This is a genomic window from Paenibacillus sp. USHLN196 (assembly GCF_037144955.1).
In the GTDB taxonomy this organism is placed as follows: Bacteria; Bacillota; Bacilli; order Paenibacillales; family Paenibacillaceae; genus Paenibacillus; species Paenibacillus xylanexedens_C.
Genome location: NZ_JBBCYH010000014.1, coordinates 92363 through 108632, shown reverse-complemented (window position 1 = coordinate 108632; position 16270 = coordinate 92363). Strand labels below are relative to the sequence as shown.

At 46.1% G+C, this 16270-nt stretch carries 14 protein-coding genes; 4 read left to right on the top strand and 10 right to left on the bottom strand.

Annotation, left to right across the window (positions count from 1 at the left end; genetic code table 11):
• The first annotated feature begins 144 nt into the window (after positions 1-144).
• Complete coding sequence (locus WFI24_RS27255; RefSeq protein WP_336765093.1) at positions 145-1023, top strand: PhzF family phenazine biosynthesis protein; 879 nt, start codon at positions 145-147, stop codon at positions 1021-1023.
• Positions 1024-1092: 69 nt separating this feature from the next.
• On the opposite strand, the gene WFI24_RS27250 is transcribed toward WFI24_RS27255, so the two are convergent.
• The 5 genes from WFI24_RS27250 to WFI24_RS27230 all read right to left on the bottom strand — a co-directional run bounded on the left by WFI24_RS27250 (position 1093) and on the right by WFI24_RS27230 (position 5379).
• The gene (locus WFI24_RS27250; protein WP_336765092.1) at positions 1093-2040 is read right to left on the bottom strand and encodes an alpha/beta hydrolase; all 948 of its coding nucleotides are present in this window, start codon (positions 2038-2040) and stop codon (positions 1093-1095) included.
• A gap of 108 nt (positions 2041-2148) precedes the next feature.
• The gene (locus WFI24_RS27245) at positions 2149-2865 is read right to left on the bottom strand and encodes an expansin EXLX1 family cellulose-binding protein (RefSeq protein WP_336765091.1); all 717 of its coding nucleotides are present in this window, start codon (positions 2863-2865) and stop codon (positions 2149-2151) included.
• Positions 2866-3200: 335 nt separating this feature from the next.
• Complete coding sequence (locus WFI24_RS27240) at positions 3201-4406, bottom strand: cation:proton antiporter (protein ID WP_145323658.1); 1206 nt, start codon at positions 4404-4406, stop codon at positions 3201-3203.
• 3 nt (positions 4407-4409) lie between these two features.
• The gene (locus WFI24_RS27235) at positions 4410-4916 is read right to left on the bottom strand and encodes a cation:proton antiporter regulatory subunit (protein ID WP_336765090.1); all 507 of its coding nucleotides are present in this window, start codon (positions 4914-4916) and stop codon (positions 4410-4412) included.
• Positions 4906-5379, bottom strand: coding sequence for a GreA/GreB family elongation factor (locus WFI24_RS27230; RefSeq protein ID WP_336765089.1), 474 nt, complete (start codon positions 5377-5379; stop codon positions 4906-4908). The genes WFI24_RS27235 and WFI24_RS27230 overlap by 11 nt, the downstream gene beginning before the upstream one ends.
• A gap of 389 nt (positions 5380-5768) precedes the next feature.
• Between WFI24_RS27230 and gdhA the strand changes: the two genes are divergently transcribed.
• Complete coding sequence (gene gdhA / locus WFI24_RS27225) at positions 5769-7154, top strand: NADP-specific glutamate dehydrogenase (RefSeq protein WP_442956270.1); 1386 nt, start codon at positions 5769-5771, stop codon at positions 7152-7154.
• 124 nt (positions 7155-7278) lie between these two features.
• Here gdhA and WFI24_RS27220 read toward each other — a convergent pair whose 3' ends face one another.
• The 4 genes from WFI24_RS27220 to WFI24_RS27205 all read right to left on the bottom strand — a co-directional run bounded on the left by WFI24_RS27220 (position 7279) and on the right by WFI24_RS27205 (position 12779).
• Positions 7279-9216 (bottom strand): beta-glucoside-specific PTS transporter subunit IIABC, encoded by a 1938-nt coding sequence (locus WFI24_RS27220; RefSeq protein ID WP_336765088.1) that lies wholly within the window; start codon positions 9214-9216, stop codon positions 7279-7281.
• 88 nt (positions 9217-9304) lie between these two features.
• On the bottom strand, positions 9305-10393 hold the full coding sequence (gene eutH / locus WFI24_RS27215; RefSeq protein ID WP_336765087.1) for an ethanolamine utilization protein EutH: 1089 nt from the start codon (positions 10391-10393) through the stop codon (positions 9305-9307).
• Positions 10394-10395: 2 nt separating this feature from the next.
• A complete protein-coding gene (locus WFI24_RS27210) occupies positions 10396-11439 on the bottom strand; it encodes a Gfo/Idh/MocA family protein (protein WP_336765086.1) in 1044 nt (347 codons plus the stop codon).
• Positions 11440-11504: 65 nt separating this feature from the next.
• Positions 11505-12779 (bottom strand): apiosidase-like domain-containing protein, encoded by a 1275-nt coding sequence (locus WFI24_RS27205; protein WP_336765085.1) that lies wholly within the window; start codon positions 12777-12779, stop codon positions 11505-11507.
• A gap of 242 nt (positions 12780-13021) precedes the next feature.
• Between WFI24_RS27205 and WFI24_RS27200 the strand changes: the two genes are divergently transcribed.
• Entirely contained in the window at positions 13022-14065 is a 1044-nt protein-coding gene (locus WFI24_RS27200; protein WP_336765084.1) for a LacI family DNA-binding transcriptional regulator, read from the top strand.
• Positions 14066-14159: 94 nt separating this feature from the next.
• Positions 14160-15014: a pentapeptide repeat-containing protein gene (locus WFI24_RS27195; RefSeq protein ID WP_336765083.1), complete on the top strand. Its 855-nt coding sequence runs from the start codon at positions 14160-14162 to the stop codon at positions 15012-15014.
• Positions 15015-15181: 167 nt separating this feature from the next.
• Here WFI24_RS27195 and WFI24_RS27190 read toward each other — a convergent pair whose 3' ends face one another.
• Positions 15182-16159 carry a diaminopimelate dehydrogenase gene (locus tag WFI24_RS27190; protein WP_372238418.1) on the bottom strand — a complete coding sequence of 326 codons (978 nt, stop codon included), beginning with the start codon at positions 16157-16159 and terminating at the stop codon, positions 15182-15184.
• Positions 16160-16270: the final 111 nt, after the last annotated feature.

Below are 16270 nucleotides of genomic sequence, written 5' to 3'. Positions count from 1 at the left end.
AGCCTTTCCACTAAATTATCGTTATGCTCTCCTCTATCATTACCCTTTCCCGGTTGTCACTTGACCTATTCATTCAACAAAACCGTGCTATAATGTCGATTATGTTAAACCTTAACCCAATAACCGAACAAGCGAGGTAACGATATGGAAGTTGAAGTCAGTACATTACATGCATTTTCGGACAAGGCTCTTGGCGGAAACCCCGCAGGGGTTGTGTTACAAGCAGCACATTTGTCTGAATTCCAGATGCAAGAGGTTGCCAGACAAGTCGGTTTTTCAGAGACTGCTTTTGTTATGCCGTCGGATCAGGCTGATTTCAAGGTGCGTTACTTCACCCCAAGTGATGAAGTCGATCTATGTGGACATGCCACGATTGCTTTATTTTATCTAATGAAGACACAGCACATCATTGAGGTTGGTACATATACACTGGAGACACTGGCCGGAATTCTTGAGGTCGTTATCGAGGTAAATGGTGAAATCTATCTGTCACAGACATTACCGAAGTTCGGGGAGATAGTGGACCGGCAGCAGATTGCCGATTCGTTGCGCATTCCTTTGCATGATATACACGCTGAATTGCCTGTACAGATCGTCTCTACCGGGCTACATGATATCTTGATAGCCGTTAAAGATATTGATGTGCTGGCCAAAATCGATCCTGACTTCCAGCGTATCACTGAAATATGTAAAGCACATCATGTCATAGGTTATCACGTGTTCACACTCGCATCCGATGCAGAGGGCGTTCTGGCAGAATGTCGAAATTTCGCTCCACTTTACGATATTGACGAAGAGAGCGCAACGGGTACATCTAATGGCGCACTGCTCTGTTATTTGTATCAATACAACCAGCTCACTGATCCTCATCATCACACGTATACGATCAGACAAGGGTATACCATGAACCGTCCCTCCGAGATCCGAGCCCGATTAACTCTGGGCAGCTCCAATGAAATCACACAGATTCAGGTTGGCGGTAGCGCAGTTCATATCGAAAATATTCAAATACACCTCCCTTAGTGGGAGGTGTTTTACGTACTTAGGATATGAAAACCATCTTATGCGAAGCAGTGTAGTTGCCTTTGATTATCATTGAATCTGTTGCAAAAATCGTAGCACTGCCGCCTCCAATTGCTTCAGCCCTGGCTGCTCTATCGGGAAATGGCCTGCACCCTCCAAAATGATGCATTCCTTATCTATCACCAGTCGATCAAAAAAGGATTGGCTGAACCTGATCGGTGTCATGGGGTCCAATTCAGGATGAACCAATAAGACAGGACACTGGCTGAATTGTTCCGGGTTTACCTCCGGCTCCTTATTAAGGAATGTTCTTAATAGTTCCAACGGAATACGTGTGGCTGCCGCTTGTGGATCGTTCATAATGAGCCGAGTTAAGTCCCGGTTATTGGTAATCAGTTGCATCCGGGATACCTGCTTGACCGAAATCCGCATATGATCCAGCAGACTCGGAAACAAATCCATCATGCGTTTTCCCATCCGGCTCACCAGACGATTGGGGGCAAGCTGATCACGCATATCGGGGTTACTCGTGTCTACAAATGTAGTTGCGATCAGACCCTTAACATACTCACTGCGGGCGCTGGTATGATAGGCAAGCATGCCTCCAATACTGCTTCCCAATACAACGATCGGCTTGCCGTCTCTCGTATTTTCCCGTTCGATAAGTGAAACAAGCAGATCAATCCATAGTTCATAGTTGATCCGTGTGCCAGACAGCGCATAACTTAGCCCATATGGGGGAAGATCTGGCGATACCACCTCGTATCCATGTCGCTGCAACATTCGGGCATAAGGAGCAAGCAACCTGCCATTGCCTCCCGCACCATGAATAAACAAAATTTTGATTGAAGATTCAGGCGCGGGTAATCGATCGATATGAAGATGAACGCCATTCGATACCCACCATTCTTCTTCAGGAGCTGTATCATCGTCCAGCCTCACTTCTTCCGGAAAGAAGTTCTGATACTGTTTCCAATAGGGATGTGTTGTCTGATAGGAAGGCAAACTTTTCTTCATTAAGTACATTCTCCTCTTTTCCTATACCAAAAAAAGCCGTACAGTGTACGACTTTTCGTTAAAAACGTCTATGACCATACTTCTTTTTATTACAACTTCATAATTCTGTCAATCCGGAAACTGTACATTGCCCGGTACGATATATGCCCCGCCTGACCCATCATTAGGGAGAGCTGGAATTGTATCATTCAATACCTGACCGCGAATATCGGTAATGCGAACGTTCAGTTTTTCTTTGCCCAATCCGGTTCCGAGGAAATGATTATAATCTTGTTTTTCGAGATTAAGCCACGTGCCATCCTTTTGTTTGACTTCGAACTTCAACACCGGATATTTATGGTTACGAACCTGAATGGCTGCCCACCACTGACTGCTGCCTTCCTTGATCCGATAGGAGACATTGCCTTGAATTGGTGCTTTGGCCACTTTCCAGCTGATATTGATTTTGCCTGCCTTCGGGTCACCGATCAGGTTAAAGGCATTCGGTGAAAGATCCAGTGCCCCACTAGCACCCTCTGGATACAGATCTGTTACATAGACCGTTGTTTTGCCCTTAGGTCCCTGTACTTCGAGATAGGCTCCCGCCAAGGCTGCTTTAACCCCGTTATAATTGAGCTGGAACGGATTGAGTGCAGTAATCTTCATGTCTGCCGGGATGGGATCAAGCAACACCGCACCTCCCGAGTAACCTGAACCTGTGTACGTCGCATACCCCTGATATGTATCGTTCCAAGCAGCTGATGCAGGCAAAGCAAATAATGCGAGACTGAGCAACATCCCTGTACCTGCCCATTTTAACCGTTGAAATCTACTTTTCTTATTCATGAACTATTCCTCCTCGGACGTTCTACTATAAATGGTAGTTCAACTACTAGATTCAAATATAACATTATTTTACATAATAACTTTTTATTTTCAACCTATCTCTACCAAATCACATCCAAAGTCCTGACTTCGGACTTGAACATTCATGACCACGCACAAGATATGGATACATACCATAAATTGGTGGAATGCACACAATAACAAGGCAATATTGGATCGGTACCAATAATAAAAAACGCCACACCCTGGAGTGATTTCTCTCTCCAAATGGTGTGACGCTTATTAAACACTACAGTCAGAATTCCCAGTCTGTCCCGAGACGGCCAGCGTTCGGCTCAGCCCGTTTCCCTTCGTTTCATCCGCTTCCTTAGACGCTCATATTGTGCATAGATCCGCGGAGATTCTTTGGTCAGGATAGGCCCCAGCACAGCCAAGATTAATACATATAATACGGCAAACGATTGGATGGAGGCCATCAGTCCCCCCGCCTTGCCGATGTTAGCCATAATAATAGAGAATTCGCCCCGGGATACCAGGGTAAAACCTACATTCAGTGAAGCCTTTGGGCTCATTCCAGCCAATCTGCCAGCAATCATACCTGCACCATAGTTACTGGCAATCGTCAGAATCACTGCAATAATCGTCATGCCGACAGCTCCGCCGAGTGACGACGGCTCAATGGTCAGTCCAAAGCTAAAGAAGAATATAGCACCAAAAAAGTCTTTGAAAGGCATAATCTGATGCTCAATTCGGCTGACATGCCTTGATTCACCGAGCACAAGCCCCATCATTAAGGCTCCAATTGCTTCCGCTACATGAAGTGTCTCCGAGAAGCCCGCTACCAGGAAGAGCAATGTCATGACAGTTAACAGAAATAGCTCTGACGACTTGATGTTAAGTGCCTTATCAATATATTTGATGCTTTTCCTGCCGATAATCAGGAACAGCACAATGAACAGCAGAGCAGACAGCGATACAAGCAGGACGCTTAAGAATGAAGTTGCCCCGCTAAGCACAAGTCCAGTCAGGATGGAGATATGAATCGCGATGAACAAGTCATCAAACATGATCATACCCATAATAATTTCTGTCTCCGGGTTCGCCGTGCGCTTCAGGTCAACGAGCACTTTAGCAACGATGGCTGTAGAAGAGCTGGTCATGATCCCGCAGACAACGAGTGTCTCCTGAAGTGGCAGATTCATGAACCAGCCCAGTAACAGACCAGAGACAAAATTTAGGCCTACATAGAACATGCCCCCGGTCAGAATGGCTTTACCAGACTTCAATAACCGGGAGACTGAGAACTCCAGACCCAAGTAAAATAGCAAAAACAAAATGCCAAGCCTGCCCATAAATTCAATAAAGGTCGAACTTTCGATAAAACGTAAATCCACAATCCCGATCTGTGGTGCATGTGGTCCTACAGCCATACCAATCAGGATATAGAAAGGAATGACCGAAAAACGTAATCGTGAAGATATCAGCCCCGTAAGTGTAATCAGCGCAACGGCAATTCCCACTTCGAATATGAGCATATCCATAGGCTAAGTCCGTCCATCAGTTAACAATTGTTTGAGATGTTTGATCTGATCCCGTTCACCTGCGACCACGATTGTAGCCCCAGCTGTAAAAACATAGTCTGGACCTGGATTGAATTGCTTCTCCTTGTCCTTGGTCACCACAGCCAAAATAACGGCACCTGTTGCCTTCCGGATATCCATTTCACCAATGGTCATACCTACGCTTGCCGCGTGAGGTTCAATTCGAAGCCATTCGATTAACAGCCCTTCGAGCATTACTTCGCGCTCATTCTGGAACTTCGGTTTATAGGTCATGCCACCGACAATAGCGGCTACTGCCCGCGCTTCATCATCGTCCAGGGTAACCAGAGATACCATATCCCCGAGCTCTTCAGGCGTATCCCCTGATTCCATGTGAAACAGGTCGCGTCGCTCGTCGTTATGAATTACAATGACCAGATGCTCGCCACTACGGGTATGCAGCCAGTATTTACGTCCAATTCCCGGTAAATCTGTCTCCTTAAAGTGCATGATCTGCACCCCCCAGAGTCAATTCGTTCATAGCTTCGCTCTGCAGCTCAATTCCCGTGATGCGTATCCGCATGGAGCCTGATGGCGTCTGAACGGAGCGCACTTCCCCTTTACTGCCTAGCAACAATTGACTTCCTACTGGGGAGAGAAAGGAAATACGCCCCTTATCAGGATCCGTATCCTCAGGCATAACAATCACGAATGAATCCGATGTGTGAAAATCGATGTATTCAAATTCAATGAGACTACCGATCAATAGAACCGAGTCCAGATCTTCATCCGGGCCAAGGAGCAACTTCTCCACATACTGCGTATATGCCGACAGCTGTTTTTCCAACTGTATTCGCTGCGGATCGCGCACGTCAAAATAAGCGTCAAGAAATGTCCTTTTCTCTTCACCCAATGTAAATAGCTGGCTTACCAGCTTCTCTCTGCAATTTTGGCGGGAAGTCCTATGGTTCATAATAAATTTCACCCCCTATACAAGCCTTGTTCTCCGCGTTGATTCGCATGTTTCTATTGATCATCTTGTTTTCCTCCTTGATATTTTGTATAGACCTCAGAACATGAGACCTTCATACCATCTTACCAAAAGAAAAATATTAATCCAGTGTATTCGGCTAACTTGCTGTTAATGTCAATTAGTTTGGTTGTATTATCCATTTAATAATCTAATTCTTTACATTAGATGGTAGATCCATAGAACATTTTAATTACGGTATAAAAAACATTTTATGGATTTCTATCTCGTATTTTTATTTGCTTTCCTGTATATTTAACTACAAACTTTTATGCAATTTATACAAATAAGCATCTACAGACTTTAACACAATAAAGGAGTGCATCGAAAAAGTGTCCACGATAACAAAACAAACTACAGAGTCAGCTCAAGTTACTGCCGCAGAATATGTTCATTCCGTCTATGAGTCGGTTGTCGCCCGAAATCCGCATGAAGACGAGTTCCATCAGGCTGTCAAAGAAATCCTGGATTCCCTTATTCCTGTCATTGAAGCACATCCCAAATACAAGAACCACAGCCTGCTGGAACAGCTTGTTGAACCTGAACGTGTAATTACGTTCCGTGTTCCGTGGGTAGATGATCAGGGCAAAGTTCAGGTTAACCGTGGATTCCGGGTACAGTTCAACAGTGCCATTGGCCCTTACAAAGGCGGACTGCGTTTCCATCCATCCGTATACTCGGGCATCATCAAGTTCCTTGGCTTCGAACAGATCTTCAAAAATGCGTTGACCGGCCTGCCTATTGGTGGTGGTAAAGGTGGTTCCGACTTTGATCCCAAAGGAAAATCAGATCTGGAAGTGATGCGTTTCACACAAAGCTTCATGACAGAGCTGTACAAATATATCGGTTCCGATACCGATGTACCTGCTGGCGACATTGGTGTAGGCGCGCGGGAAATTGGTTACATGTTCGGTCAATACAAACGTATTCATGGCGGGCATGAGGCAGGCGTATTAACTGGAAAAGGTCTTCTGTACGGGGGAAGCTTGGCACGCAAAGAGGCTACTGGCTTCGGCTGTGTGTACTTCGTGCATGAGATGCTGCAATCCAAAGGACTCAGCTTCAAGGACAGTACGGTCGTTGTCTCTGGCTCTGGTAATGTATCCATCTATGCCATTCAGAAGGCACAGGAGCTTGGAGCTACAGTTGTGGCGTGTAGTGACTCAGGTGGCTACATACACGATCCACAAGGCATCAACCTGGATACCGTGAAACGTCTGAAAGAGGTTGACCGTCTTCGCATCAGCGAATATATCAAAGAACACCCGCATGCTACATATACTGAAGGCTGTGAAGGAATCTGGTCTATTCCTTGTGATATTGCTCTTCCGTGTGCGACGCAAAACGAGATCGATGAAGAAGCTGCTGCCCTTCTGGTCAAAGGTGGCGTGAAGGCCATTGGCGAAGGTGCGAATATGCCTTCCACCCTGGCTGCCATTGACGTCTTCCATGGTGCTGGCGTGCTGTTTGGTCCAGCCAAAGCGGCGAATGCTGGCGGTGTAGCTGTGTCTGCTCTTGAAATGTCACAGAACAGCATGCGGTTGTCCTGGTCATTTGAAGAAGTAGACGCGAAGCTGCATGACATCATGAAGAACATCTACACCAGCTGTGTAGAAGCTGCTGAAGCGTACGGATGTGAAGGCAACCTCGTAGCTGGAGCAAATATCGCCGGTTTCCTCAAGGTCGCCGATTCCATGATTGCTCAAGGTGTGGTTTAATTCATCTCTCATTAATCTATACGGAATGAATAAGGGCAGTTCCCCGTTAATACGGAGAACTGCCCTTACTGGTATTGTTACATAGTTATATTGAAATGCTATTGCTCCGACATATCATACGTTTTTATTTTACAGTGATCAAAGCTTCACCATGTTCGATGTTACCTTGTTGTTTAGCCTGAATGTCTGTGTAAATAGCTGTATTCGATACGATCACAGAGGTCATTATATCCAGCCCTGCGGCTGTAATGCCCTCCAGATCGAACTCTACCAGCTTGTCTCCTTTGCGAACAGTATCGCCATCAGAGACATATGAAGTGAAATGCTTGCCTTTGAGAGTCACGGTATTGATACCCACATGAATCAAAATCTCCACGCCATCCTCAGACAACAGTCCAATGGCATGTTTCGTCTTGAAAATCGTAACCACTACACCATCGAACGGGGCATATGCCACACCCTTTGTCGGGATGATCGCCGCTCCTTGACCCATGGCTCCACTAGAGAACGCCTCATCCCCGACCTCTGTCAACGGAATCAGTTGGCCCGTCAGCGGGCTGGACACGATCTTCTCTCCATACACTTCCGTAGTTGCCTGAACTGGAGTCGTAGCAGAAACATCACCAGCAGATTCTTTGTCATCCGATGATAAACGGTTTGGTTGCACCTGTTCTGCTTTTTCCTGCTTCATTGCAGAAGACGTGGCTGCATTTTTGTAACCGAACATGTACGTCAGAATAAAGCCCAATACAAAGGCGATAAGGACAGAAAGGATGAAACCAATGAATCCGGTATCCATTCCATTAGGATTGATGAACAAAGGAATACCGAACACCCCTGCACCAAAGCCATACGCAGTAGAACCCATGAAACCAGCGACAGCTCCTGCGATACCACCTGCAATGGAAGCCATAATAAACGCTTTTTTCGCCGGTAATGTTACACCGTAAATGGCGGGTTCCGTTACACCCATGAGGCCTGAAATTGTCGCAGACATCGCAATCGGCTTCAACTTCTTATCCCGGGTTTTGATCGCAATTGCAAATGCTGCCCCGGTTTGGGCAAACGTAGTAGCATACAACATACCATTGATTGGATCAAATCCGTTTGTTACCAAATTATTGAGCAGGATGGGAATAAATGCCCAGTGTAACCCAAAAATAATAATGGTTTGCCAGAGGCCAGCCAGAAGCAATCCGGCAACAATAGGGCTTAGCCCGTAAGTCCACATTGCTCCTTTTGCCAAATAGTCACTGATTAGCGTTGCTACCGGCCCCACTGCCATAAAAACAACCGGGGTAATTACTGTCAGTGTAATCAGCGGTACAGCAAACATTCTAATGGAAGAAGGAGATATTTTCGTAAGCCATCTCTCGAAATTTGCTGCCAGATAAGAAGCAATAACAATTGGAATAACCGATTGTGTATAGTTGATTAAAATGACCGGAATGCCCAGAAAGGACATACCTGTCCCTGCCGTAGCGGCAGCGGTCATCGTTGGATATACGAGTGCAGCACCAATGGTTGCAGAGATAAATGGATTACCTCCAAACTTTTTCCCTGCAGAGAACCCAAGCAGAATCGGGAAGAAGTAGAACAGTGCATCTGCGGTTGCAAACAATATCTTGTATGTGCTCATGTCTTCCGTAAGCCATTTCAACGTACTGAACAGGGCTAGCAACCCTTTGAGAATACCCGCTGCCGCGAGCACACCGATTACCGGCATAAATACGCCAGATATCACGTCAACAAAGCGATTGAACAGACCATGCTTATCTCCTTGCCCCTTTTGTTCTGAAGTGGCTGACATCGGTTCTTTTCCCATTGTTCCTATCAGGGACTCATAGACTTTGGGAACTTCATTGCCGATGACCACCTGGAACTGGCCACCACTCTCCACAACAGTGAGTACTCCGTCGATCTTCTTGATCTCTTCCTTGTCGGGTGCCTTCATATCTTTCAGGTTGAATCGGAGACGAGTCACACAATGAATGACATTATTAATATTTTCATTGCCACCGACGGCGCTGAGAATTTCCTTTGCTGTTTGATCGTGATTCATGTCATATACTCCTTTACATGGATGCCGTAATATCTTGCAATAATTCTTAATCAGACAAATGAGTATTTAAATATCGTTGTTAAATGATTTATATTTGAATATCGTTCTTGATTGGTGTAGCCCATGCTGCTACAATCGCCGCACTGATGCCCCCTGTCAATTTGCCCACAATCATGGCAGTTACCATAGATTTGTCCATTCCTGCTACAAAACCCAGATGACCCCCAAGCACAAAGGAGCCGCTGACTGCAAAAGCGATACTAATAACTTTTCCCCTTGGATTCATATTTTTGACCATTCGAAAGGTCGGAATATTGTGAGCCAGTGAAGCAACGAGTCCGGCGGTTGTTGGCGCATCCAGATTCAGCAAACGGCCCGCTCGCTCAAGCGGGGTTTGGCAGACTTTATTGATTACCGCTACCATGGGAAAAGCACCCGCCAGCACAATCGCAATTGTACCTACCGTAGTAATGCCTTCCGAGAGCGGTGCCATATTGGGAATTAGTGCCCAACCTGTAAGGGTTTTGACAGCTATAGCCACCAGTCCAATCAGGGACAACAAGGTGATACCGCTTCCAAATATTTTAAACAACCTCACGGTCTGATTCGTAAAATAGCGCAAGCCGATCATAATAATTACAGATAACAGAATCGGTATCATCAGATTTCGGTATATCACTGTAAAATTGATGCCCGCTACTAGACCGCCGACTAAACAACCAACGGGAATGGTACTGATGCCGATCAGTACCCCTTTGGCAAAGTACGGATGATCCTTCCGATCCAGAATGCCCAATGCAACAGGGATGGTAAACACGATCGTTGGCCCAAACATGGTCCCCAGGAACACCCAGGAGAACAGGCCAGCCTGTTCACTCTGGGCCATCTGTCCAGCCAGAGCGTACCCTCCCATATCTACCGCGAGGATGGTATTGGCGAACGATGCCGGATCGGCACCGATCGCTTCATATAATGGAGATATCAGCGGAATAAGCATATTCGCTAGGAATGGTGCAAGGGATACAATTCCCACCATCACCAGGGCGAGTGGGCCCATCGCCATAATGCCCTCCGTGAATGCTGCTCCAAGGCCCAACTTGTTCCCGAAAGCCTTGTCCACAGCGCCAAGCACCAGGAAAAATGCAATAAGAATCATGACAACATCATTAATGGACATGATTACTCCTGTACATACTGCTTCACGTGGTGATGAGTTGCGCTGTCATACGTATCGAATACCAAGCGAAGCGTTTTAACATTATCCGAACCACTGGTCTGGAATTCCGCACCTGTATTCAAACATTCAATAAAGTGGGATTGCAGTTTACGATGACTGTCCTCGTAGTTTAGCTCTGTACGTTCAGCATATACCGTCTCCACACCAGCATTATCAATGATGGACAACCTTCCGTCTTTATATAGCTTAATGGAAGCCTTATCCCCTTCAATGATGAGTTGCTCCTTATGATCCGGAAGCACCTGATTCGGCAAAGGTTCACTCAGTTCACGGCGAGTCGCCCAGCTCATATCCAAGAGACCGACATAATTCCTGTATCCCAGCATGACCATACCGCTGTCTTCCCCCAACGTATAGTTACTAATCTTTCTGGTCTCGGCATATAGACGTTCAGGCTCACCAAACAAGAACCGCCAGGTGTCAAACCAATGCACACCCATCTCATAGAATAGCAATTGTGGCATGTCTCTGAAAAAAGGCTGTGGCAACTTCTCTTCCGGTGCAAATCTCGGAGAATAATAATCCGTATGAATATACCGAATCGTATTCAATTGTCCCACAGTATTTTCCTCAAGCAGTTGCTTGATCAACTGGAAAGGTTCTAACCAGCGCCAATTCTCCGTCACCATCAGACGTACGCCAGCTTCCTCTGCAATTCGTACCATCTCCTCGGCTTCCTCAATGGACCGGGCAAAAGGCTTCTGGCACATAATATGCTTCCCCGCTGCTGCAGCCATTTTCACCAGCTCCAGATGAGTTTCCGGTGGCGTGATGATATCGATTACATCGAGATTCGCATTATTTAGCATCACTGTCACATCCGAATAACGAAATGTTGCCGGGATGTTAAATTGTTCTGCTTTTTCATTCAATGTATCTTCGTGCCTGTCGCAAATTCCTGTTATCTCGGCATCAGCAACGAATTGCCAAGCCTTAATGTGTTTTTCTGACCAGTACCCCGTTCCGACAATACCAATTTTCCACATACCTTCACCCCATCTGTAATGTAAATCTCTATTTGTGCCAGCTTTGGCGTCTCTCTCTGGTGACTCTATTTACGCGTACCGATCACCACCACATCATGTTCAAAAGCATGCATGGGGATTATGCCGTAATCGTTCTCGCGATAAGCTGCTGTCTTGGCAAATCGGCGTTGCACGAGGTCAATGGTCATGAATTCGTATTCTTCAACAGGGAAGTCCACACGCACCTTGGTGTTTACCGGAACATACAGCAAAATCGTGTCTTCCGTGCCTGCCGCACGGATCTCCTTCGTCTTGTTCAATACAATATCCATCGGCTTCACGCCGACCAGCTTGTACTGCTCGAAGAGATACTTGATAAAGGAGTAGTCCCACGCACCTTCGAACCGGAGAGCCGATCTCCAATCATAAGGACTGTCAAAACCTTCCCCCTCCACAATGCCAAAAGACTTGCCTTTCTTATGCCAGCTCCAGATGCCATGTGCTCCATAGGTGACTCCGGCCCCGCCTCCGGCAAGTAAACTATGCCATGCAGCCTTACGGGCATCGAATGCGGAATATCGTCCATAGACATTGCGGCTATAACTAATCTGTTCATAACAAGGTTCACCGTTGATCACTGGACGTACAGGTGACTGATAATAGAAATGTTCTGCAATCTCATGCGCGTAGGCTTGGAACTCCGAGTTATGTCCAGACTGATACATGTAAAAGTCTAGCCCTTCATGGTTCGCAAACACTTCAGGAATCTCTCGTAGCCTGCCTTGAATGTGTAACGTTGTCAGACTGGATGGGCTGATGCGTTTTACAGTCTCCAGTGCTGTCTGGTAGTAAGCATTCGCTTCTTCGGAAGGGAAATCCGTATCCCCACTGACCAGATACATTGGATTAAACTCCCCGAGGCGGTTTACAGCATACGTCACATAAGGCTCAACCGCTTCCAATGGCATCTTCCCATCCTTCTGAAACATCGTGGCCCAGGTATCGGGTACATAGTTGCACCACAGAAGCACAAGCGCTGGTGTGAATCCACGTTCTGTTGCCATGCGAACCATTTCTTGTGCACGGTCGAAATAAGCTTCATTAAATGAAAAATAGTCCATCGAACCGTCTTCTTGCTGGTTGAAAGGTTCGATATTCAGATCAGAACCGCTGGCATCCCATTGGCGCAAAATATTAATCTGCACAACGTTGAATCCCTGCATGCTGCGATAATCGAGATATTCTTCCCATTCCTCCAATGTAGCATTGGTAAATGCACTCCATACGGTATCCGCCAAATAAAAGAACGGTTTGCCTTCCTTCTCAAACGTCCTGCAGTTGGCTGTAACTTGAACAGACATGATTTCACCTATCCTTCCAACTAAACTAATTGTGATATTTTAGTTAATTTAATATAAAACAACATTAAAAATGAATATAAATGCGTTTTCAATTTGAATACTAGCATCTAATTTATAAACAGTCAATCATGATTTTAGTTTTCACGTTTATATTTTAGTTTAGTTTAGTTAAGTTATTAACTAAACTTATCACTTAATTCATGGTATACTAATCCTATGTAATCCACTTAGGAGGTTCCATATTGAAGATTGATGATATTGCAAGGCTTGCTGGAGTTTCCAAAGCAGCGGTCTCTCTGGCATTTAACAACAAACCCGGTGTCAGCGAACAGACACGTGAACATATACTAAACATCGCTCAAGTACATGGCTACAAACCGAGAACCGTAAAAATAGGAAAAGAAGTACCGAAAACAAATGCTATTATTCGTTTTGTTGCCTGCAAAAATTCCGATATCGTCACAGAGCATTACGATTCTCTCCCGTTCTTCAATGAATTGATCCACCATATCACGGAAGAGGTCAAGCAACACGGCAGTACACTCGTCATATCGTCCATTGACGTGCAGGATTTGCAGCAAGAACTGCAAACGTTGGAGAAGGAACAACCTTCCACAGGCCTGTTGTTGCTCGGGATCAATCTAACTGCGTCCATGATTGAAACCATTCAATCCATTCATGACAATGTCGTCATTCTGGACACATCCTTTGAACATGTGGATGCAAATTTCGTGTCCATTAATAATACATTGGGCGGATATCAGGCAGGTCAACATCTGGTCAAGCTGGGGCACAGTCGCATCGGATATGTGAAATCCGGTACACGAATTCCGAACTTTATCAAACGGGAAGATGGCTTTCGTGTAGCGCTGGCCGAACACCATCTGATCGTTTCTGAGGCACTAACCTTCCATCTGCAGCCCATGCTTGTGATGGCTCAGGAACATTTACAGCAATCGATCCGGCATCTAGAGGAACGACCTACTGCTATTTTCTGCGAGAACGATTATATGGCGATCAGTACGATCAAATCATTGCAAAATATCGGCATCCGGGTGCCCGAAGATATTTCGGTAATGGGTTTTGACAACATTTTCGAAGCCAATGTAATCAGCCCTGAATTAACCACCGTACATGTCAAAAAAGATATGATGGCCAAAACGGCCGTCAATCTGATTATGACTAACTTGGGGAACAATGAGAAAAACGGTACACACATCTATGTGAATACAGAAATTGTGGAACGCAGATCCTGTATACCTGTCGCCACGCCCGCTGTTGAATAATTGTTAACAATACAATTGATCGCATTCCGGTGGGATGGTAAAGTGGTACTGACGTGATTTCATCTATGTGTATTATTATAAGGAAGTGTTTATATTGTCTAACCAACCATATGCCAGCACTGCGAGTCCTCATCTGAGCGCAGACTGCGAGCAATGTTTTGGCCTGTGCTGTGTTGCCCTGCCCTATGGCAAGTCATCGGATTTTGCTTTTGACAAGGCCAGCGGCACACCCTGTTCCAATCTGCGCAATGACAATCGCTGTGGTATCCATACCCAGCTGCGGCAGAAAGGTTTCAAAGGATGTACCGTATACGACTGTTTCGGAGCCGGACAGAAGCTGTCTCAAGTGACCTACGCGGGCAAAGACTGGCGGGATCATCCGGAGTCTGCAACTGAGATGTTCGATTGCCTGCCTGCCCTGCGGCAACTTCACGAGTTGCTTAGTTATATGAAGGAAATGATGATGCGACCGGAGACATCAACGCTTCACTCGGCATTTGGGGAGTTATATCAGGAGATTGAGCATCTGAGCAATCTGGAGCCTGCGGCCCTCTTGCGTCTGAATATCGCTGAACATCGGTCCACTGTGAATCAATTCTTGGTCCAGGCAAGTGAAATGGTACGCGCGAATGTACCACCTGCAACTCCTGGACAAGGAAAGTCGAAGAAGGGCAAAAAGCGGACTGGAAGCGACTTTTTTGGCGCCAACCTAAAAGGAGCTGACCTGCGGAGCGCGAGCTTCCGAGGGGCTTTAATGATTGCAGCCGACCTCCAAAATGCAGATGTGAGAAATTCCGATTGGATTGGCGCGGACTTGCGAGATACGAATCTGGGCGGTGCAGACCTGAGAGGTGGCATCTTCCTGACGCAATCCCAGCTTAATGCAGCCAAAGGTGATCTGCATACCAAGCTGCCGGATCACTTAACTGCTCCCACGCACTGGACGTAGGGGAACCGTCTCGTTAAGATACAACCGCCAGCAGGAAAGTATTATGTTCATGCTTGATTCATGCTAATGTTCGAAACGTATTTCGAATTGTATACGGCAAAAAAAGCTCGTCCTATGCATCATAGGACGAGCTTTTTGTTATATCAACTACAGGAATGAATTACGAATTACAACAAGTCGCGGCGAAGATCCTCAGCTGATTTCGGAGACAGGTGACCGAGCGGAATATCAAATACCGTCTTCGCTCCCTTATGTCCTTCCACGCTCAAGCGTTGTGCGGCTCTCGCATACGCCACAAGCACGCTCGCTGTAAATTCAGGATTGCTGTCGAGTTTCAGACCGAATTCAATAATTTGCTTTTGACCGGCACCTGTAACCCCACTGCGAATTACAAATCCACCATGCGGCATGCCCTCATGCTCGGATTTCAATTCTTCTTCGCTGATGAATGTTACTGTCGTATCGTAATCTGCAAAGTAGTTAGGCATCGACACAATCGTCTCACGGATCTCATCCTGATTGGCACCATCTTCTGCGACCACATAACATTGACGCAGATGTTTCTCACGTGTAGACAGCTCTGGTGTCTCCCCTGCACGAATGCGGTTGATCACTTCTTCAACAGGTACAGTATACTGTACACCCGCCTTAACGCCTGGAACACGACGAATGGCATCCGAGTGACCTTGGCTCACACCTTTGCCCCAGAACGTGTACTCTTTTCCTTCTGGCAGGATGGACTGTGCAAGCAGACGGTTCATGGAGAACAAGCCTGGGTCCCAACCTGTGGAAATGACACTCACGTGACCGCCTTGCTCTGCCGCAGCATTAACTTCCTTGTAGAACTCAGGAATCTTCGCATGCGTATCGAAGCTGTCTACCGTATTGAACAACTTGGCGATGGCTGGTGTCTGCTCTGGAAGGTCGGTTGCAGAACCACCACAGAGGATCATAACATCAATCTTGCCTATGTATTGCTCCGCTGCAGAGATATGCTCAAAACGTACTTCTGTGCTTTCAGCGACCATCTGCTCCGGATTACGACGTGTAAACACAGCAATCAGTTCCAGATCCTCGTTCTGGGAAATGGCTTTCTCTACACCTTTACCCAAGTTACCGTAACCAACAATACCCACTCTAATCATGTTCAATCCTCTCCTGTCTTCTTCTATAGTTGTCTATTACTCTGTTTATAATGATATAACATACCATGTAACCTGTCAGGTTTCCAGTTCGAAATAAAAATAGCCCCTTAT